Annotated in this window: 16 protein-coding genes and 1 pseudogene; 9 read left to right on the top strand and 8 right to left on the bottom strand. The window is 74.2% G+C overall.

Annotation, left to right across the window (positions count from 1 at the left end):
* Positions 1-8 precede the first annotated feature (8 nt).
* The 4 genes from ACTMS9_RS23500 to ACTMS9_RS23515 are packed head-to-tail and all read right to left on the bottom strand — an operon-like array spanning position 9 to position 4,806.
* Positions 9-1,643, bottom strand: coding sequence for a glycoside hydrolase family 43 protein (locus ACTMS9_RS23500; RefSeq protein ID WP_441148908.1), 1,635 nt, complete (start codon positions 1,641-1,643; stop codon positions 9-11).
* Positions 1,644-1,670: 27 nt separating this feature from the next.
* Positions 1,671-2,600 (bottom strand): carbohydrate ABC transporter permease, encoded by a 930-nt coding sequence (locus ACTMS9_RS23505; protein ID WP_441166028.1) that lies wholly within the window; start codon positions 2,598-2,600, stop codon positions 1,671-1,673.
* Entirely contained in the window at positions 2,597-3,520 is a 924-nt protein-coding gene (locus tag ACTMS9_RS23510) for a carbohydrate ABC transporter permease (protein ID WP_441148910.1), read from the bottom strand. The genes ACTMS9_RS23505 and ACTMS9_RS23510 overlap by 4 nt, the downstream gene beginning before the upstream one ends.
* Positions 3,517-4,806 (bottom strand): ABC transporter substrate-binding protein, encoded by a 1,290-nt coding sequence (locus tag ACTMS9_RS23515; RefSeq protein WP_441148911.1) that lies wholly within the window; start codon positions 4,804-4,806, stop codon positions 3,517-3,519. The genes ACTMS9_RS23510 and ACTMS9_RS23515 overlap by 4 nt, the downstream gene beginning before the upstream one ends.
* 230 nt (positions 4,807-5,036) lie before the next feature.
* Here ACTMS9_RS23515 and ACTMS9_RS23520 point away from each other — a divergent pair, with 230 nt between their 5' ends.
* From ACTMS9_RS23520 to ACTMS9_RS23540, 5 genes are all read left to right on the top strand, one after another.
* Complete coding sequence (locus tag ACTMS9_RS23520) at positions 5,037-6,050, top strand: LacI family DNA-binding transcriptional regulator (RefSeq protein WP_280838644.1); 1,014 nt, start codon at positions 5,037-5,039, stop codon at positions 6,048-6,050.
* Positions 6,051-6,194: 144 nt separating this feature from the next.
* The gene (locus ACTMS9_RS23525) at positions 6,195-6,929 is read left to right on the top strand and encodes a hypothetical protein (RefSeq protein WP_441148912.1); all 735 of its coding nucleotides are present in this window, start codon (positions 6,195-6,197) and stop codon (positions 6,927-6,929) included.
* A 125-nt stretch (positions 6,930-7,054) separates the two neighbouring features.
* Positions 7,055-7,567, top strand: coding sequence for a DUF6529 family protein (locus tag ACTMS9_RS23530; RefSeq protein WP_441148988.1), 513 nt, complete (start codon positions 7,055-7,057; stop codon positions 7,565-7,567).
* A gap of 22 nt (positions 7,568-7,589) precedes the next feature.
* Positions 7,590-8,030: a Rieske (2Fe-2S) protein gene (locus tag ACTMS9_RS23535; protein WP_441148913.1), complete on the top strand. Its 441-nt coding sequence runs from the start codon at positions 7,590-7,592 to the stop codon at positions 8,028-8,030.
* Positions 8,031-8,396: 366 nt separating this feature from the next.
* The gene (locus tag ACTMS9_RS23540) at positions 8,397-9,134 is read left to right on the top strand and encodes a GAF and ANTAR domain-containing protein (RefSeq protein ID WP_357619059.1); all 738 of its coding nucleotides are present in this window, start codon (positions 8,397-8,399) and stop codon (positions 9,132-9,134) included.
* Positions 9,135-9,142: 8 nt separating this feature from the next.
* Here ACTMS9_RS23540 and ACTMS9_RS23545 read toward each other — a convergent pair whose 3' ends face one another.
* Positions 9,143-9,853: a GAF and ANTAR domain-containing protein gene (locus ACTMS9_RS23545; RefSeq protein WP_441148914.1), complete on the bottom strand. Its 711-nt coding sequence runs from the start codon at positions 9,851-9,853 to the stop codon at positions 9,143-9,145.
* A 330-nt stretch (positions 9,854-10,183) separates the two neighbouring features.
* On the opposite strand from ACTMS9_RS23545, the gene ACTMS9_RS23550 reads away from it, so the two are divergent.
* The 3 genes from ACTMS9_RS23550 to ACTMS9_RS23560 all read left to right on the top strand — a co-directional run bounded on the left by ACTMS9_RS23550 (position 10,184) and on the right by ACTMS9_RS23560 (position 13,012).
* The gene (locus ACTMS9_RS23550; RefSeq protein WP_441148915.1) at positions 10,184-10,711 is read left to right on the top strand and encodes an STAS domain-containing protein; all 528 of its coding nucleotides are present in this window, start codon (positions 10,184-10,186) and stop codon (positions 10,709-10,711) included.
* 135 nt (positions 10,712-10,846) lie between these two features.
* Positions 10,847-12,058, top strand: coding sequence for a hypothetical protein (locus ACTMS9_RS23555; RefSeq protein WP_441166029.1), 1,212 nt, complete (start codon positions 10,847-10,849; stop codon positions 12,056-12,058).
* Between the two features lie 273 nt (positions 12,059-12,331).
* On the top strand, positions 12,332-13,012 hold the full coding sequence (locus ACTMS9_RS23560; RefSeq protein ID WP_441148917.1) for a hypothetical protein: 681 nt from the start codon (positions 12,332-12,334) through the stop codon (positions 13,010-13,012).
* Positions 13,013-13,329: 317 nt separating this feature from the next.
* Here ACTMS9_RS23560 and ACTMS9_RS23565 read toward each other — a convergent pair whose 3' ends face one another.
* Positions 13,330-14,529 carry an ROK family transcriptional regulator gene (locus ACTMS9_RS23565; protein ID WP_441148918.1) on the bottom strand — a complete coding sequence of 400 codons (1,200 nt, stop codon included), beginning with the start codon at positions 14,527-14,529 and terminating at the stop codon, positions 13,330-13,332.
* A gap of 161 nt (positions 14,530-14,690) precedes the next feature.
* On the opposite strand from ACTMS9_RS23565, the pseudogene ACTMS9_RS23570 reads away from it, so the two are divergent.
* Positions 14,691-14,975, top strand: a pseudogene (locus ACTMS9_RS23570) (family 1 glycosylhydrolase); the annotation flags it as partial.
* 45 nt (positions 14,976-15,020) lie between these two features.
* Here ACTMS9_RS23570 and ACTMS9_RS23575 read toward each other — a convergent pair.
* Together ACTMS9_RS23575 and ACTMS9_RS23580 are read right to left on the bottom strand one after the other, a co-directional pair.
* Positions 15,021-15,647 carry a TetR/AcrR family transcriptional regulator gene (locus ACTMS9_RS23575; protein WP_441148919.1) on the bottom strand — a complete coding sequence of 209 codons (627 nt, stop codon included), beginning with the start codon at positions 15,645-15,647 and terminating at the stop codon, positions 15,021-15,023.
* Positions 15,648-15,922: 275 nt separating this feature from the next.
* On the bottom strand, positions 15,923-17,194 hold the full coding sequence (locus ACTMS9_RS23580) for an ABC transporter substrate-binding protein (RefSeq protein ID WP_441148920.1): 1,272 nt from the start codon (positions 17,192-17,194) through the stop codon (positions 15,923-15,925).
* Positions 17,195-17,242 lie beyond the last annotated feature (48 nt).

Genomic DNA, 17,242 nt, shown 5'->3' on the forward strand with positions numbered 1-17,242 from the left:
CCCGCCGTTCAGTCGACGGCCGCGCCGGTGTGCCAGGTCGCCGAGTCGAAGTCGGCGTACCCGCCGTCGGCGCCGATGTCCTGCACCCAGAGGCCGGCGAACGCCCCGGTGAAGCCCCAGCCCGTCGGCTCGCCGTCCACCGCGCGGGCGGCGTGCTCGTCGGAGAGGATGGTGGCGTCGAGCACCGGTGACAGGGGCCGCCACCCGTCGCCGAGGTCGTAGGAGAACCGCAGGGCCGGCCCGTCGAAGACCACCCGCAGCCCGATCCGCGCGCGCCGCCCCAGCCGCACGGTCGCCTCCGGGTACGCCGTGCGCCGGCCGGAGTCGCAGCTGAGCACCTCGAGCACCGGCTCCCCCGCGTCGTCGAGGCTGACGTAGGCGTAGTGCCAGTTCCGGCTGTTGTAGTAGCCGGTGATCCCGGCCAGCTGGCGGAAGGTCTCCGGCCGGAACTCCAGCACGGTGGACAGGGCGCAGCGCGGGTCGGTGACCCGGCGGGCGACCAGGCTGGGCCGGTGCCGCCCGACCGGTGACTGGCCGCCGACGATCCGCAGGTGGGAGGGGCGGGCGGCGAGGTCGACCCAGTCCGGGGTGGCCGGGCGGCGCAGGGTCGACCAGGCCGGCCCGAGGGTGGGGGCGTCGAAGTGGTCGGTCGCCGGCTCCGCCGGCCACGGCGCGGGCGGCAGGTCGGGGGCGGCCACCACGTCGGCCGGTACGCCCCCGCGTACCCGGGGCCACCCGTCGGCGGTCCACTCGACCGGCTGCAGGGCGGTCTCCCGGCCCAGCACGCAGTTGCCCAGCGGGGTGTAGGGGCGGCCGGTGAGGTGGGCCAGGTACCACCGGCCGTCACCGGTCTCGACCAGGCTGCCGTGGCCGGCCTTCTGCAACCGCAGCTCGGGCCGGCCGTACGAGCTGATCAGCGGGCCCGCCGGGTCCGGCCGGTACGGGCCGAACAGCGACCGGGAGCGGGCCACCGTCGCCTGGTGCTCCCAGCTGGTGCCGCCCTCGGCGGTGAGCAGGTAGTACCAGCCGTCGCGGCGGTAGAGGTGCGGCCCCTCGGTGACCCCGGCGGTGGTGCCCTCGAAGATCAGCCGGGGCGGGCCGACGAGCCGCCCCGCCACCGAGTCGTACCGCTGGATCTCGATGCCGCCGAACGAGTCCCGTCCGGGGCGCCAGTCCGCGCGCATCGCCAGCAGCCAGGTGCTGCCGTCGTCGTCGTGGAAGAGCGACGGGTCGAAGCCGTGCGCGTGCACGGGCACCGGGTCCGACCAGGGGCCGGTGACGTCGGGCGCGGTGACCACGTAGTTCTGCGGGTCCCAGTAGCCGCTGGCGAAGCTGGCCACGTCGGTGTAGACGAGGTGGAACCGCCCGTGCGCGTACGACAGGCAGGGCGCCCAGACGCCGCACGAGTCGCCGACGCCGGTGAGGTCGAGCAGGCGGCGCTCGGTGAGGATGCCGCCGAGCGGTCGCCAGTGGACCAGGTCCCGGGAGTGGTGCAGCCGCACCCCCGGGTACCACTCGAACGTCGAGGTGGCCAGGTAGTAGTCCTCCCCCACCCGCAGGATCGACGGGTCGGGGTGGAAGCCCGGCAGCACCGGGTTGTGGATCACACGGGTGGTGGTGGGCGTGGTTACCCCGCTGGTCATGGGGAGGTCTCCTCGTGGGGGGGCGGGTCACTTGCCGAAGCCGGCGGTGAGGCCGCCGAGCAGGTGACGCCGGCCGAACAGGTAGAGGGTGAGCACCGGCAGGGCGGAGAACACCACCAGCGCCATCAGGCCGGGCACGTCGGTGCCGAACTGGTTCTGGAAGTTCCACAGCCCGAGCGGCAGCACCCGCTGCTCGGGGCTCTGGGTGAGCACGAGCGGGAAGAGGAAGCCGTTCCAGGCGCCCAGCCCGCTGAAGATGCCGATGCTGACCAGGCCGGGCCGGGCCAGCGGCACGACGAGCCGGGTGAAGGTCCGCGCCGGGCCCGCCCCGTCGACCGTCATCGCCTCGTACAGCTCGTCGGGGATGTCGCGCAGCGTGCTGGTGAGCACGACGACCGACATGGGCAGGGAGAACGCCACGGTGGGCAGGATGATCGCCAGCAGCGAGTCGTAGAGCTGGAGCCGGGTGATGATCAGGTAGATCGGGACGGCCACGGCCTGGGCGGGGATGGCCAGGCCGAGCAGGAAGAGCGAGAACCCGACCCGCACGGCCCGACTCGTGCCGCGCACGATCGCGTACGCCGCGGGCAGCGCGAGCGCGAGCACCAGCACCATCGTCGCGGCGGTCACCACCGCGCTGTTGAGCAGCAGCCGGGCGAAGCCCTGCCCGAGCACCCGACCGTAGTTGTCGAGAGTCAGTGTCCCGGGCAGGGCCAGCGCGCCGTCGTTGAGGTAGCCGTCGGGGGTGCGCAGGCTGCTGACCAGGATGTAGTAGAGCGGCAGCACCACCACGAGCAGCCAGAGTGTCGCCCCGACCCCGGCCGGCAGGTTCACCGGCCCGCGGGCCCGCGCCCGGCCCGCGGCGGGCGGCTCGTCGGCGGGTACCCCCGTGGTGGCCGGCGTGGGCGTGCCGGGCGTCGGCGGCGGCGCCGGCCGCACGGACTGCGGTTGTCTCACAGGCCCTCCCGGTCGCTGGCCATCCGGTGGTAGCCGGTGGCCCGGACGATCAGCACCGACAGCACGGTGCCGACGGCCACCAGCAGCACCGACAGCGTGCTGGCGTAGCCCATGTCGAAGCCGACGAAGCCCTTGATGTACATGTGCAGCGGCAGCACCCGGGTCTCGGTGCCCGGCCCGCCACCGGTGAGCAGCAGGATCGTCTCGAAGTAGGTGAGCGATCCGACGATCATCAGCACCGAGGAGGCGACGATCGTGTGGCGCAGCAGCGGCAGGGTGATCGACCGGAACTGGCGTACCCGGTCGGCGCCGTCGATGGCCGCGGCCTCGTAGAGGCTCGCCGGGATCTGCCGGACGGCGGCCTGGTAGATCAGCGTGTGGAACGGGACGAACTGCCAGGCGATGACGAGGGCGACCACGTACAGCGCGCGGTCCGGGTCGCCGATCAGGTTGCCGTCGGGTGCGCCCAGCCAGGGCCCCAGCGTCGCCGCGGCGCCGAAGTTGGGGTCCAGCAGGGACAGCCAGGCCAGCGCGATCGCGGCGGTGGAGAGCAGCAGGGGCAGGAAGAAGGCCGCCGAGAGGATCGCCCGGTTGCGCTGCGGCGCCGCCGCCCAGACGCCCAGCAGCAGCGCCAGCGGCGTCTGCACCACCCAGCACAGCGCGGTCAGCAGCAGCGTGGTCCAGATGCCGTGGGTCAGGTCGGCGTCGTCGCGCAGTGCCCGCCAGTTGTCCAGGCCGGTCCACACCGGATCGCCGAGCCCGTTCCAGCGGGTCAGGCTGAGGTAGGCCACGACCAGGATCGGCGCCAGCCCGAAGACGGTGAAGAACAGCCCGGCGGGGACCGCCCAGAGCGCGCCCGGCCGGCCGTGCCGGCGCCGGTCCGCCGAGGCCCGGCCGAGGGCCGGCACGGCCGCGGTCACCGCGCCTTGCCCATCGCGGCGACGAACTCGGCCGGGGTGAGCTGGGAGAGGAAGAGCTTCTGCAGGTTGGTCAGCAGCTCGCTGCCGACCGAGGGCGGCAGCGCCTGGTCCCAGGACTGGGTGAACGAGGACGCGCCGGACACCAGCTGGTAGGTGAAGGTGGTGAACTCGGCGCCCGGGGTGCCGGCCAGCTTGGTCTCCACGCCCTTGACCGCCGGCACCTGCCCGGCGGCGATCAGCCCCTGGACGTACGACTCGGAGGTCAGGGTCCGCTTCAGGAAGTCGACCGCCGTGTCGGCGTGCTTGGAGCTGGCCGACACCGAGTAGTAGTTGCTCGGGTTGCCGACCACCGCCGTCGGGTCGCCGGCGCCGTCGGCGACCGTCGGGAAGGGCAGCCAGCCCAGCTTGCCGTCCTTGACGAAGGCCGGGTTGTTGGTCAGCTGGGTGGAGTACTCCCAGCTGCCCATGAGGAACATGGCCGCCTTGCCGGTGGCGAAGAGCTTGGAGGCGCCGGAGTTGTCGTAGTTGATCGAGGAGAAGTTCCCGCCGAACGCACCCCGCTTCGCCAGCTCCTGGCACATCGTGGCGGCCCGCACCACCGCCGGGTCCGACCAGGCGCCGGCCCCGCCGGCGGCGATCGCGGCGAACTTGTCGGGGCCACCGACCCGGTCCAGCAGGTACTCCAGGTACATCAGTTCGGTCCAGCCCTGCGAGCCGGGCAGCGCGATCGGGGTGACCCCCTTGGCCTTCAGCGCGTCGACCACCGCGAGCAGCTGGTCGTACGTCTTCGGCGGCTGGAGCCCGGCGGCGGCGAAGACGCCCTTGTGGTAATAGAGGATCACCGGCTGGATCCCGTTCATCGGCAGGGCGTACTGCCGGCCGTCGACCTGCCCCACCGACAGCACGCTCGGCAGGAACGCGGCGGACAGGTCGGCCGTCCGGTCGGTCAGGTCGACCACCTGGCCGGCCTTGACGAACTGGGCGAGGTTGCCGCCACCCCAGTTGAAGAAGACGTCCGGCGCCTGCGGCGACCCCATCGCCACCTGGAGCTTCTGCTTGTAGGCGTCGTTGACGTACGTGGTGAACTGGATCTTGTTCTCGGCGCCGGAGTTGTAGGCGTCGATGGCGGGCTTGAGGACCTTCTGGTATTCGGCGTCCTGCAGAGCCCAGAGCTGAAGCTGCTCACCCCCGCCCGGTCCGGAGTTGCCGCACGCGGCGAGCGAGCCCAGCACGCCGGTGCTGAGCAGGGCTGCGGCCGTACCACCCAGGAAATCGCGCCGACGCATGGCCGATCACCGTCCTCTCCACGACCCGGCCGCGCCGACCGGATGCCTCGATAAGTTTCGGGAAAGTTTCGATTTCGAGGCAGACTAGGCAGCGTCGCGAGATCGGGTCAAGGGGTCGCTGTCGATGGATTGGCAGCGAAATCTAACGGATCGGACACGCCGGTGCGCAGTTTTCGAAACTTTCGGGATACGATCGAGGGCAGGGCACATCGATCGCCGAGGAGAGTGGCATGCCGGAGACGCGGGCGACCCTGTCGGAGATCGCGGCCGCCGCCGGCGTGTCCGTGCCCACCGTCTCGAAGGTGCTCAACGGCCGGCCGGACGTCGCGCCCACCACCCGGCAGAAGGTGCAGGACCTGCTCGACCGGCGCGGCTACACGGCCCGGCGGGCCACCTCCTCCGGCGGCGCCGGCCTCATCGACCTGGTCTTCCGCGACCTCGGCAGCCCCTGGGCGATGCAGATCCTCGACGGCGTCGAGGAGCTGGCCTACCGGGCCGGCATGGGCGTCGTGGTCTCCGCCGTGCACGGCCGGCACCGCACCCGCCCCGACCGGCGCTGGATCGAGCAGCTCTCCGCCCGCCGCTGCGACGGGGTGCTGCTGGTACTCTCCGACCTCTCCCCCAGCCAGCAGAGCCAACTCGACGAACTGGGCATCCCGGTGGTCATCATCGACCCGGCCGGGCAGCCCGGCGCGGGCATCCCGTCCGTCGGCGCGACGAACTGGGCCGGTGGCGTCGCCGCAACCGAGCACCTGCTCGCCCTCGGCCACGACCGGATCGCCGTGATCGGCGGCCAGCCCACCGTGCCGTGCAGCCGGGCCCGCGTCGACGGCTACCGGGCCGCGATGAACGCGGCGGGCCGCAAGATCCCCGCCGGGTACGTCCGGCACGGCGACTTCAACGCGCCGTCCGGATACCGGGAGATGAACGCCCTGCTCGACCTCTCCCGCCCGCCCACCGCCGTCTTCGCCTGCGCCGACCAGATGGCCCTCGGCGCCTACGAGGCGCTCTACGAGCGCGGCGCGCGGGTCCCCGACGACGTGAGCATCGTCGGCTTCGACGACCTGGACGCCGCCCGCTGGTCGGCCCCGCCGCTGACCACCGTCCGCCAGCCGCTGACCGAGATGGCCGGGATGGCGACCCGGATGCTGCTCGCGCTGGTCGCCGGCGAGGAACTGGACAGCCACCGCATCGAGCTGGCCACCCCGCTGATCGTCCGGCAGAGCACCCGCCGGCCGGCCTGAGCGGAGCCCCACCCTCCCGGGTCCGTGGGCCCGGCGCCGCCGCGGCTGCTCCCGGCCGTGCCCGCGAAATTGCCGGGACGGATCGGCGCGCGGATTGAACGACCGGCGCCCCGGCACCGTACGACCGGGTGAAGGGAGCTGCTCATGAAGCGCATCACCCCGTTGCTGACCCTGCTGACCGGGGCCGGGACGGCCGCCGTGCTGTTCGCGATGAGCGCCCAGGCGGCGCCGCGTACGGTCCAGCCGACGGCCGCCGTCACCCCCTCGGCCAGCGCCACGGCGCCACCCGACGCGCCCTCGTCACCACCGGTCGACCCGACCGGGCAACCGCCCGCGCAGCCGTCCGAGCAGCGCGGCCGCCCCGGCGCTCCCACCACCGCCCCGGCCGCCCCGGCCGCGCCGGTCACCGGGAACTGGACCGGCCGGCTCGACAGCGGCGCCACCATCGCCGTCACCGCCACCAAGGGCACGGCCGTGGCCTACGTCTGCGACGGCCGCCGCCTGGAGATCTGGCTGCGGGGCACCGCCGCGGACGGCCGGCTGAAGCTGACCGGCAAGAAGGGCGCCACCCTCACCGCCACGATCGGCGACGGCGACGTCACCGGCGAACTGGTCGTCGGCGACCAGCGGTGGAGGTTCACCGCCAAGGCCGCCGCCACGCCCGCGCCCGTGCTCTACCGGGCCACCGCGCAGACGCGCCGGGCCGGCGTCGACGGCGGCTGGATCATGCTGCCGGACGGCTCCCAGATCGGCGTGCTCACCCGCGACGGCTCCCCGGCGCCGGCCCCGCCGCTCGACCCGGCGTTCGGCACGACGATCGTCGACGGCAGCACCGTCGCCGCCGAGCCGGTGGCCGCCGAACCGGGTACGGCGGAGTGAGGCTCGGTCCCCGGCACGGCGTCGACGCGGACTCCGTCGACGACACCACGCCGGTCGTGCACGTCCGGTTCGACCCGGCTCCCGCGCCGGACCGGCCCGCCACGTTCGGCGCGCCCCGGGCGTCGCTGCTCGTTCCGTTGCTCGTCGGCGCGGCCGTCGCGGTGGCCACGGGCGTCTACGGTCGGCTCCACACCCCGACCGGCATCGCCGTCAACCTGGCCGGCTTCTCCGGCCCGCAGGCGGTGAAGGTGTGGCTGGGCAGCGGCGCGGCGTTCTTCGCCGTCCTCCAGTTGCTCTCCGCGCTGGCCATGTGGGGCCGGCTGGGCGGCTTCTCCCCGTCCTGGGCGGGCACCGCGCACCGCTGGTCGGGCCGGATCGCGTTCCTGCTGACCGTGCCGGTGGCGGTGCACTGTCTCTACGCGCTCGGCTTCGCCGACCACGACCCGCGCACCCTGCTGCACTCGCTGCTCGGCTGCCTGTTCTTCGGCGCCTTCACCACCAAGATGCTCGCCCTGCCCCGGCCGGGCCTGGCCGGCTGGGTGCTGCCGGTGATCGGCGGGGTGGTCTTCACCGTCCTGATGGGCATCTGGCTGACCTCGTCGCTGTGGTACTTCACCACGGTCGGCGTCGGCATCTGAGGTACGAGAGGAAGGCGAGGACATGGTCGACGACCGCGATCCCGGCTGCCCGTCCCGGCGGGCGATGCTGGCCGGTGCCGGCGCGGCGGGCCTCACCGCCCTGCTGACCGGCTGCCAGACGTACGGCGAGGCCGGGGCCCCGGCCCCCCAGGCGACCGGCGCGGCGGGCGGAGCGGCGAAGCCGCTGGCCACGGTGGCGGACATCCCCGTCGGCGGCGGGCGGATCTTCGCCGCCCAGGGGGTGGTGGTCACCCAGCCCGCCGAGGGCACCATCAAGGCGTTCTCGGCGAAGTGCACCCACCAGGGCTGCACCGTCACCGCCGTCCGCGACCGCACCATCGTCTGCGCGTGCCACAACAGCGTCTTCGACATCGCCGACGGCTCGGTGCGCGGCGGACCGGCCGGTCAGCCGCTGCCGGAGGCGGCCGTCTCGGTCGAGGGGAACAGCATCCGGCTGGCCTGACCGGGGCCGCGCGCTCGGGTGCCGGGGGTGACCGCCCGCGGCCGGTGCCGGGCCAGCACCGCGTGGCGAACGGGATCACGTCGTCCCACCGCCCGCACGGTAGGGCCCGGCGGGCCCGTCCGGGCGGCCGGCCCGGCTGGCGACGCACGGACGGTCCGGGGACCGCCGCGACCGGAGGGGACGGTAGAGTGGACCACCGCAGCCGACGCCCCGCCAGGCGTCGCGAGCGAGCGTCAAGCAGCGGCGCTGGTCCCCGGTCTGCCCCGTGGAGCCGCACCCGCGGCCGACGGGAATGGGCCGTTCCCATCATGCGCTGCCCCGGCTCCGCCGGAACGATTGCGCCGGTTCGCAAGGACGTCAGACGCCATGCCGCAGTCCCCCCTCGACCTGACCGAGGCCTTCATCCAGCTGGGCACGATCCGCCACGACGAGACCGGCCTGGACGCCATCCTGACCCGGATCGCCCAGGTCGCCCGGGACGGCATCCCGGGGGCCGCCGAGGTGTCGGTGACGCTGGTGCACGGCACCGAGGCCACCACCGCCGCCTACACCGGCGACCTGGCGCTGCGCCTCGACGAGTGGCAGTACGAGCAGGGTCGGGGCCCGTGCCTCGACGCGGCGACGACCGGCACCGTGATGATCGTGGCAGACATGGCGACGGAGAGCCGGTGGCCGGAGTGGGCGCGGCGGGCGCGCGAGGCCGGCGCGGGCAGCTCGATGTCGATCGGCCTGCCCATCCAGGAGGCGGTGGTCGGGGCGTTGAACGTCTACGGCACCCGGCCGGGCGCGTTCGACGAGGTGGCCGAGGCCGCGCAGACCTTCGCCGACCACGCCGCCGTCGCCCTGGCCAACGCCCACCTCTACGACAGCACCGCGAACCTCGCCCAGCAGATGCAGTCGGCGATGCACAGCCGCGCGGTCATCGAGCAGGCCAAGGGCATCATCATGGGGCAGCGGCGGTGCTCGGCGGACGAGGCGTTCGCGATCCTGGCCAAGGTGTCGCAGAACTCCAACCGCAAGGTGCGGGACGTGGCCGAGGCGCTGGTGCGTCAGGTCACCGCGGGTGGCGCGGCGCCCCGGCAGTCGACCCGCCCGGAGGGCTGAGTCACCGCTCAGCCGGGCGTCCCCTCGGCCCGCGCCACGAGCGCCGCGGCGACGTCGCGTACCTTGCGGTTGGTGTCCTGGGACAGCTTTGACAGGATCGCGAACGCCTCGTCGGCCGAGCACCGCCGTTCGCCCATGATGATGCCCTTGGCCTGCTCGATGACCGCCCGGCTCTCCATCGCCGCGCGCATCTGCTCGGCCAGCGTCGCGGCGTTCTCGTACAGGTGGGCGTTGGCCACGGCCACGGCGGCGTACGCGGCGAAGGTCTTCGCCAGCTCCTGCGCGTCCCGGTCGAAGGCGCGCGTCGCCAGCCCGTAGACGTTGAGGGTGCCCACCACCGCCTCCTGGATGGGCAGCCCGATCGACAGGGAGCTGCCGACGCCGGCATCCCGGGCCCGGCCGGCCCAGACCGGCCACCGGTCCTCGTCGGCGGTGTCCGGCACGGAGATCGCGTCGCCGCTGACCGAGGCGTCCAGGCACGGGCCCCGGCCCTGCTCGTACTGGAACTCGTCGAGTTCGAGGGCGAGTTCGCCCGTGGTGGCCACACTCTGCGCGGTGGCGTCCCGCAACAGCGTCACGGAGACCTCGGCGGCGCCGGGGATGCTGCGCCGGGCCAGCCCGGCGACGGAGCGCAGCACCTCGTCGACGCCGGCCTCGTCGAGCCGGATCCGACCGAGCTCGGCCAGGGCGTCCTGCGGGGACAGCGGAGTCTGTGCCATGGAACGGGCCCTTCACGACGGGGCGTACCCCACGGGTGCGGCGGGCGTGTGCCGCGTCGGTCTTCGGTCGGACCGTCCCCGGACCGCGCGCGGCGGCCGCGTGCCCGGGGCCGCGGTGGCGGCCTCGCACCGGGGCGGCGTGGCACCTCGCACCCTACCCGCCGCGCCGAGGTCGCGTCGCCCGAGCCGGAGGCACCGGGAGGCGGTCGCCACCGTGACGTGTGGAAATCGGCCGACAGGGGTAGCGTCGGGCCCGGGTCGAGACACGCGCCCAGGACCGGCACCGCACCGCGGTGCCGTGAAGTCCGATCAATCCCGCAAGGGGGCGCGATGTCCACGGAACTGCCGTACGGTCCGAGCCGGCGCGCGGGCGGCGACGTCCCCGCGCCGGACGCGCCGGTGATGTCACTCGACTGGGAGCACGAGGGACCGCTGAGGGTGGTCTCGGTCCACGGTGAGGTGGACATGAGCAACGCGCACCTGCTCGTCGACCTCGTGGCGGAGCTCGCCCGCCGCCCCGCCCCCCGGGTCGTCCTGGACCTCTCCGGGGTCCGCTTCGTCGACCTGCACGCGGTACGCGCCCTCGTCGAGGCGGACCGCCTGCTGCGCGAGGCGGCGGGCGGCCTGGCGCTGCGACGACCGTCCCGCTGCGTCTCCCGCCTGCTGCACCTCACCGCGACGGCACACCTGTTCGGAGTGGACGAAGGTCCGGTCCCGGGCGACGCGCCGTCGGCCGGGCCGGCCGCCACCGGCGACCACGGCCCGCCGAGGCGAGCCATCGGCGCCCTGTCGACGCCCCACCCTGGGATGGGCGCCGGTCGACCGCCCCTGCCCCGCGGCCGGGAGGTGCCGGCCTGACCAGCGGCACAGAAACCTGAGCGCCGCGCCGCGCGCTCTCTGTCACCGCACCGGCGCTTTCGGTAGAGTCCCCGGTGCCGGCCCTCGGGGGCGGCTGAGGTCGGGGGTGCGGCGATGGGCGTGCGGAGCGGGCCGTTGGGGCCTCTCGCGCTGCGCCTCGGGCTCGTGCTCGGCGCCGCCGCCTGCGCCTGGATCGGTTACGAGGCGGGCGAGGCCCAGTCGGCGCGCGCCGCCGATGCGCTACCCGTCGTCACGGTGGATACGGTCGTCGGAGGCGTGACCGACCTGCTCCAGTCCACCCTCTCCCCGGTGGCGATCCTGCCCTCGGTCGGGGCCGACACCCCGGATCCCCCGCGCCCGCCCGGGTCCGTCGACGTGGGCGGCGGCACGGGCGGCACGACGCCGTCCCGGGCCGGGTCGTCCCCGACAACTGACACCCGCGAGGCGACGCCGGCACCGAAACGCCGGACGACCCCGCCCGCCGGCCGACCGACCCGAACCGTCCCGCCCCGCCTGGAGACGCCGGAGACCGTGGCCGCGCGCGCGAGCCGGCCGCCGCGGGACCGGGTGGCGACACCGCCGGCCAACGCCGTCGACCGGGTGGCCACCCCCGTCGTGGGCGCTCTGCCCGCCGTACTCGACCCGGTGGCCGGCCCCGTCCTCGGCGCCCTGCCCCCCGTGCTCGACCCGGTCGCCGGTCCCGTCCTCGGCGCCCTGCCCCCGGTGGTCGACCCGGTCGCCGGTCCCATCGTCGGCGCTCTGACCCCCGTGGTCGACCCGCTGCTGCGCAGCCTCCACCCGGTCCTCAGGCCGCTGGAGCCGGTGCTCCAGTCGCTGGAGCCCGCGCTCCAACCGCTGGAGCCCGTGCTTCGGCCGCTGGAGCCGGTGCTGGGGGCGCTGCGTCCGGCCGAGGCCGCCCCGCCCGCCGAGCGGGCACCCGGGACGGGTGGCACGGCCGAGCAGGCACCCGGGGTGACCGGCGCGGCCGGGCTACCATCCGCCGCGGCCGCCCCGCCGACACCATCCGCCGCGATGCCGCCCACCGGGCAACCCTGGACCGGCGCGGCCCTGGCCGGCCCGGCACAGACGAGCGCGGTCGCGTGGTCGCCGGCGGGAGCCGGCGCCGATCCGGTCCGCCACCCGCTCCGACCCGACGTCATCCCGCACCGCGGTGGGCCCGCCACCGACACCGGCGGCGTGGCGTCGGCCGGCGGTGTCCACCAGCCCGCCGGCGACGCCTCGACGGTCACCTGGACGCCGCCCGCCACCGGGCTGCGGCTCTGCCGGCCGGACGCTCCCAGTCCGCTGCCGTCCCGCTGTCCCCGGCCGGGGAGCAGACCCGCCTGACGGCGGTCCGCCGACGCGACGTGGGGGTCCACCTCGTCGTGGCGGCGCCGCCGTCGCGTCGGATCGGGTCCGACCCCGACGGCCGTCGCCACCGGAGTTCCCGCCTCGCCCTCGGCCGCGCGTCCCTGTCGCCCACCGCTCCGGCGTCCGCCGGACTGACGGCCCTGCGCGGGCCCCGCTTCGTCGACCACACCGGCGCCTGGTGTCACCGGGCCACCGGCCGGTCGACCACGCCTGCCGTACCCGATCATGATCTTGATCAGGAGTCACACCATGAGCTACCCCATGCCCGTCGCCCGCGCCCGCTGGTGCGACGTCGGCCGGATCGTCGACCTTGTCACCGCGAGCCTCGCCCCCACCGTGGTCGGTGCCTGGCTGGTTCCCGACGAGCAGCGCAGGCCGCTCGTGCTGGCCGAGGTGGCCCGGATCTGGACCGAACACGCGCTGCTGGTCGGCGACGTGTTCCTGCTGCCCGCCGGCACGGCCGCCACCGTCTGGTTCCACCGCTACCGCCCCATCCCGTCGCCCGCCCGTTACGAGGAACGGCTCGCGCTGGCCTGCGGCGAGGACCACGAACGCTTCCTCCTCCTCGAACAGGCCCTGGCCGCGCACCGCCCCACCGAGGCGCACCACCACCTGGCGATCCTGGCGGTGCCGTCCGGCCCGGACCGTGCCGCGCGGGCCGACGCCGTCCTCGCCGGCAGCCAGCGGTGGATGGACACGCTCGGCCTGCCGACGTACGCGGAGACCTTCAGCGACGGCCACCGCGCCCTGCACGGTCGGCACGGGTACCTGGAGCGCGACAGCTTCCCCCTGCTGAACGGGATGCTGGTGCACCCGATGTGGCGTCCGGCGCCGCGGCCGGGGCGACGGGCCGCCAACGTCGCCCACTGGCCGACCGGGCGACCACCCCGACCCGAGCAGAACCGGGCGCGGGAGTGGGTCCCGAGGTGACCGGGCGCCACCGCACCGTCCCGGGCGCATCGATGAACCGGGGCGGCCCCGAGGCCGCCCCGGCCCCCCGTCGTCGTTCGGCGGACCCGCGGTGACCCTCGTCCAGGGGCGTTCATTGAGCCGGCGATGTCGCTCCGCGAGCGCCGTCGCGACATAGGCCCCACTGTCGTGACCTGGGCGCCCCGGCGACCACGGCGTTGGGCGGACCGGGCACCCGGCGCTGCCCGACCGCCCGTCCACCATGGCCCGCAACGAGTCCGGCGCGGGCTGGTGCCACACCTGAGCTCGGCCGCGCCTTCCAGCGGGCCCGGTGACGGTCAGTCGCGTACGCCGCCCGAGGCGAGCAGCCGAGCGATGGGCAGGGTCGCCGCGCCCAACGCCACCGCGTCCACCCCCAGCCGGCCGAGCTGGATCGACGCCTGCTCGTACGGCTGGCGCAGCGCCTGCCGGCCGGTGGCCGCCCGGATGGCCGGCAGCAGGTCGCCGAGGGCCATGGCGGCCCAGCCGCCGAGCACCACCCGCTCCGGATTGAACAGGTTGATCAGGTTGGCCACCCCGGCGCCGAGGTAGCCGGCGGTCTCGTCGAGCACCCGCCGGGCGGTGGCCGAGGTGGCCGCCGCGTCGACCAGCGCGGCGAGCTGGGACTCCTCGTCGTCGCCGGGCACCGGCCGGCCCCGGCGGGCCTCCCGGTAGCGGTCGATGATCGCCTCAGCCCCGACGTACGCCTCCAGGCAGCCCCGGGCGCCGCAGCGACAGGCCCGGCCGCCGTACATGAGGGTGGTGTGCCCCCACTCGCCGGCGCTGCTGGACGCCCCCCGGTAGGTGATCCCGTTGGTCACCACGGCCGCGCCGACGCCGGAGCCGACCAGCGCGAACACGGCGTGCCGGGCGCCCCGGCCGGCGCCGAACCACATCTCCGCCTGGCCGAGGGTCTTGGCCCCGTTGTCGAGGTGCAGCGGCAGGTCGGTCCCGTCGGCGATCAGCCGTTGCAGCGGAACGCGGTCCCAACCGAGGGCCTGGGCGTGCACCACCGCCTGGGCGCCCTGCTCGACCACCCCGGAGACGCCGATGCCGACGCCGAGCACGTCGGCCGCCGCGACGCCCGCGCGGGCGGTCACCGCGTCGATGCCGGCCAGCACGTGGCCGGCCACCTCGGCGGGCTCGGTGCGGGCCGGGTCCAGCGGGTACTCGCCGCTGGCCAGCAGCGTCATCGCCAGGTCGAACAGCTCGACCCGGACCCGGGTCTCCCCCACGTCGACGCCGATCACGGCGGCGAACCCCGGCGCGACCCGGAGCATCATGCTCGGCCGCCCCCCGTCGGACGAGGCCGCGCCCGCCTCCACCACCAGCCCCTCGTCGATCAGGTCACCGACGACGTTGCTCACCGCGGGCTGGCTCAGCCCGCTGCTGCGCACCAGGTCCTGCCGGGTCAGCGGGCCGTCGAGGAAGACCTTCGTCAGCAGGGTGGACCGGTTGCGCAGCCGGAGCCCCCGGTTCGTCGCTCGCACCAGCTCCACTTGCCACCTCGCATCCTCCTCGGCCGCCCGGGCGACTGTACGTCCCCATGCTTGGCGGCCCTTCGGACAACCACTTCAATGACGACATTAATTAGGCGTGATGTAACCCGTCGGGATCGACGGTCTCCGTTCGCTCCCCGCCCCACCGCCCGGGTCACCCCGAGGGGACGGTCGATGACCTGGAGCGGACCGCGTACCTGGAGGGACACCTGGCGGCCTGCGCGGCGGTGCGCGAGCGTGGCGTGCCGCTGGACGGCTACTTCGTCTGGTCCCTGCTGGACAACTTCGAGTGGGCCTACGGCTACGACAAGCGCTTCGGCCTGGTGCACGTCGACTACGCCACCCAGCGGCGCACGGTCAAGGCCAGCGGGCTGCGCTACGCCGAGCTGATCCGCGCCCACCAGCGGCTGGCCGGATCGACCGAGGCGGTCCCGGTCAGCGGCTGACCGGCCCCGGCCGCCCGCCGGGTCACCCGGCGGGCGGCCGGGCCGTCAGCGCAGCCCGGCGGCGATGGCGTCGACGAGCAGCGCGCCCAGGATCCGCGTCAGGGTGGCCCGCGCCGCCTCGACGTCCAGGCCCATCGCGTCGCGCAGCATCGACCAGGTCGACCAGGTGCTCGCCACGGTCAGCGCGTCGAGCAGCTGCTCACGTCCCGGCCCGGCGTGCGCCAGCTCCGGGCCGAAGACGGTCTCGATCTCGCCGCGTACCCGGGCGATGTTGCCCTCGCGGTTGCGGCGCAGCTGCGGCGAGAAGGGCTCGCGCAGCGCGGAGGCGCGGGCCGAGGGCGCCAGCACCTCCAGCATCCGGGCGCGCTGGACGCTGAACTCCCCGACCCGCCGGGTGAGCGGCAAGTCCGGCGAAATCGGTCGGACCATCGACTCCTGCCGCTCGCTGACCCGCCGGCCGGTCGCGGCGAACAGGGTCTCCATGTCCTTGAAGTTGGTCCACAAGGTACGCAGCGACACCCCCGCGCGTTCGGCGATGCGCTCCCCGGTGGGCCGCAGGTCCCCCTCGTCGATCAGCGCGAGGTGCGCGTCGACGATGGCGGTGCGGGTACGCTCGGCGCGCGCCGAGCGCCCGTCCACCCGTGCCGGCCCGTCGGCGTCCACGTCGATCATGTGATGGTCCCCTGTCGTCGGCGGCTACCGAGAAATCTGCACCGGCAGTGTATCGACATAGGGCAAGCGGGGTTCGGAGGGCTTCCGCTCCGCCGATCCGCGACCAGTTGGCTCGACAATGCGCACCCTACGTGCGACCTGTTGGCCACCGTGACCGGCGCGTGGTCGGCCAGGCCCGGCTGGCCGCGTTGGCCAACAACGAGACCGGGCCGCCACCCGTCGGGTGGCGGCCCGGGACCGAGCGCCGCAGCGCGGTGGCCGGCGGCGGTCGCGGATCAGCTCGTCGGGATCGCCTCCGCCGGCGGCGCGGCCGGCGCACCGGTCAGCTCGGTGACGGCGCCGTCACCGTCGTCGGTGGTGTAGGTCGGGCCGAAGTACGCCTGGACGCCGTTCTGCACCTTGTTCATCCGCACGCCGCTGTAGCCGGCGTGGACGTCCTTGCTGTAGCGGAACGGGGTCAGGCCCGGCCCGGTGAAGCCGCCCTTGCGCACCGCCTCGACCAGCTTCTCGCGGGTCAGGTCCTTGCCGGCCGCGAGCAGCGCCTGCACGAAGGTGTACGCCATCGAGTAGCCGTAGACGGCGTTGCCGTCGATCGGGTTGGCAGCGTTGTACTGCTGGTGGATCTTGGTGTACTCCTTGATCCACGGGTCGCTCGGGTCGTTCGCCATCGGCAGGTAGTTGTCGGCGATCATCCCCTCAAGGATCACCTTCTTGTCGCCGAGCTGGCCGGAGAGCGTGGTGTAGTCGGCGCCGACATTGGACACCACCCACTGCGCCCGGAACCCCTGCCCGGCGGCCTGGCCCATGGCCAGCGCGGTGAAGCCCGGGATGCTCGCCGAGATCACCACCTGGCAGCCGGCGGCCTTCAGCGCGCCGATCGCCGGGCCGACCTGCGGGTTGGTGGGGGTGTAGGTCTGCTTGGCGACCACCGGCCCGAGGATCTTCTCCACCCCGGCGAGGGAGTCGCGGCCGAAGTCGTCGTTCTGCCCGAAGTGGCACACCTTCTGGCCGGGGAACTGCTGCTTGACGAAGGTGGCGAGGATCTTGCCCTCGACGGTGTAGTCGGGCTGCCAGCCGAAGGTGGTCGGGTACTTCTCGGGCTGGTTCCAGTTGCGGCTGCCGGAGGAGACGAAGAGGTCGGGCACCTTCTGCGTCTTGACGAACTCCAGCACGTTGGTGTGGGTGGGGGTGCCGAGGCCGCCGAGGAGCGCGAAGACCTTGTCGTCGAGGACGAGCTTGCGGACGACGTTGTCGGTGTTCGCCGGGTTGTAGCCGTCGTCCATCACCTTGTAGACGATCTTCCGGCCGTTGACGCCGCCCTTGCTGTTGACGTGCTCGAAGTACGCCTTGGTGGCGGCGGAGATCTTCGAGTAGCCGGCCGCGGCGGGGCCGGTGAGTGGCTGGTGGGTGCCGATCACGACCTCGGTGTCGGTGACGCCCGGGACGTTCTCGGCCGCCTGCTGCTCGTCGTTGGCGCAGGCCGACGCGCCGACCAACAGCGCGAGGCCGGCTGTGGCCGCGAGTACGCGGCGTGTGGTGGGATGCATGGTTCTCCATTCCAGTGCAGGTGCGAAACGGGGTGGGGTGGAACCGGG

Origin of the sequence: Micromonospora sp. L31 (assembly GCF_052068075.1) — a bacterium.
Taxonomy (GTDB): domain Bacteria; phylum Actinomycetota; class Actinomycetes; order Mycobacteriales; family Micromonosporaceae; genus Micromonospora; species Micromonospora purpureochromogenes.

Excerpts from the sequence above, each read along its gene's own strand:
- ACTMS9_RS23540 (WP_357619059.1), top strand. The coding sequence starts at position 8,397 with ATGCCGCAGTCCCCCCTCGACCTGACCGAGGCCTTCATCCAGCTGGGC.
- ACTMS9_RS23575 (WP_441148919.1), bottom strand. The coding sequence starts at position 15,647 with ATGATCGACGTGGACGCCGACGGGCCGGCACGGGTGGACGGGCGCTCG.
- ACTMS9_RS23515 (WP_441148911.1), bottom strand. The coding sequence starts at position 4,806 with ATGCGTCGGCGCGATTTCCTGGGTGGTACGGCCGCAGCCCTGCTCAGC.
- ACTMS9_RS23560 (WP_441148917.1), top strand. The coding sequence starts at position 12,332 with ATGAGCTACCCCATGCCCGTCGCCCGCGCCCGCTGGTGCGACGTCGGC.
- ACTMS9_RS23500 (WP_441148908.1), bottom strand. The coding sequence starts at position 1,643 with ATGACCAGCGGGGTAACCACGCCCACCACCACCCGTGTGATCCACAAC.
- ACTMS9_RS23550 (WP_441148915.1), top strand. The coding sequence starts at position 10,184 with ATGTCCACGGAACTGCCGTACGGTCCGAGCCGGCGCGCGGGCGGCGAC.
- ACTMS9_RS23525 (WP_441148912.1), top strand. The coding sequence starts at position 6,195 with ATGAAGCGCATCACCCCGTTGCTGACCCTGCTGACCGGGGCCGGGACG.
- ACTMS9_RS23520 (WP_280838644.1), top strand. The coding sequence starts at position 5,037 with ATGCCGGAGACGCGGGCGACCCTGTCGGAGATCGCGGCCGCCGCCGGC.
- ACTMS9_RS23545 (WP_441148914.1), bottom strand. The coding sequence starts at position 9,853 with ATGGCACAGACTCCGCTGTCCCCGCAGGACGCCCTGGCCGAGCTCGGT.
- ACTMS9_RS23535 (WP_441148913.1), top strand. The coding sequence starts at position 7,590 with ATGGTCGACGACCGCGATCCCGGCTGCCCGTCCCGGCGGGCGATGCTG.
- ACTMS9_RS23580 (WP_441148920.1), bottom strand. The coding sequence starts at position 17,194 with ATGCATCCCACCACACGCCGCGTACTCGCGGCCACAGCCGGCCTCGCG.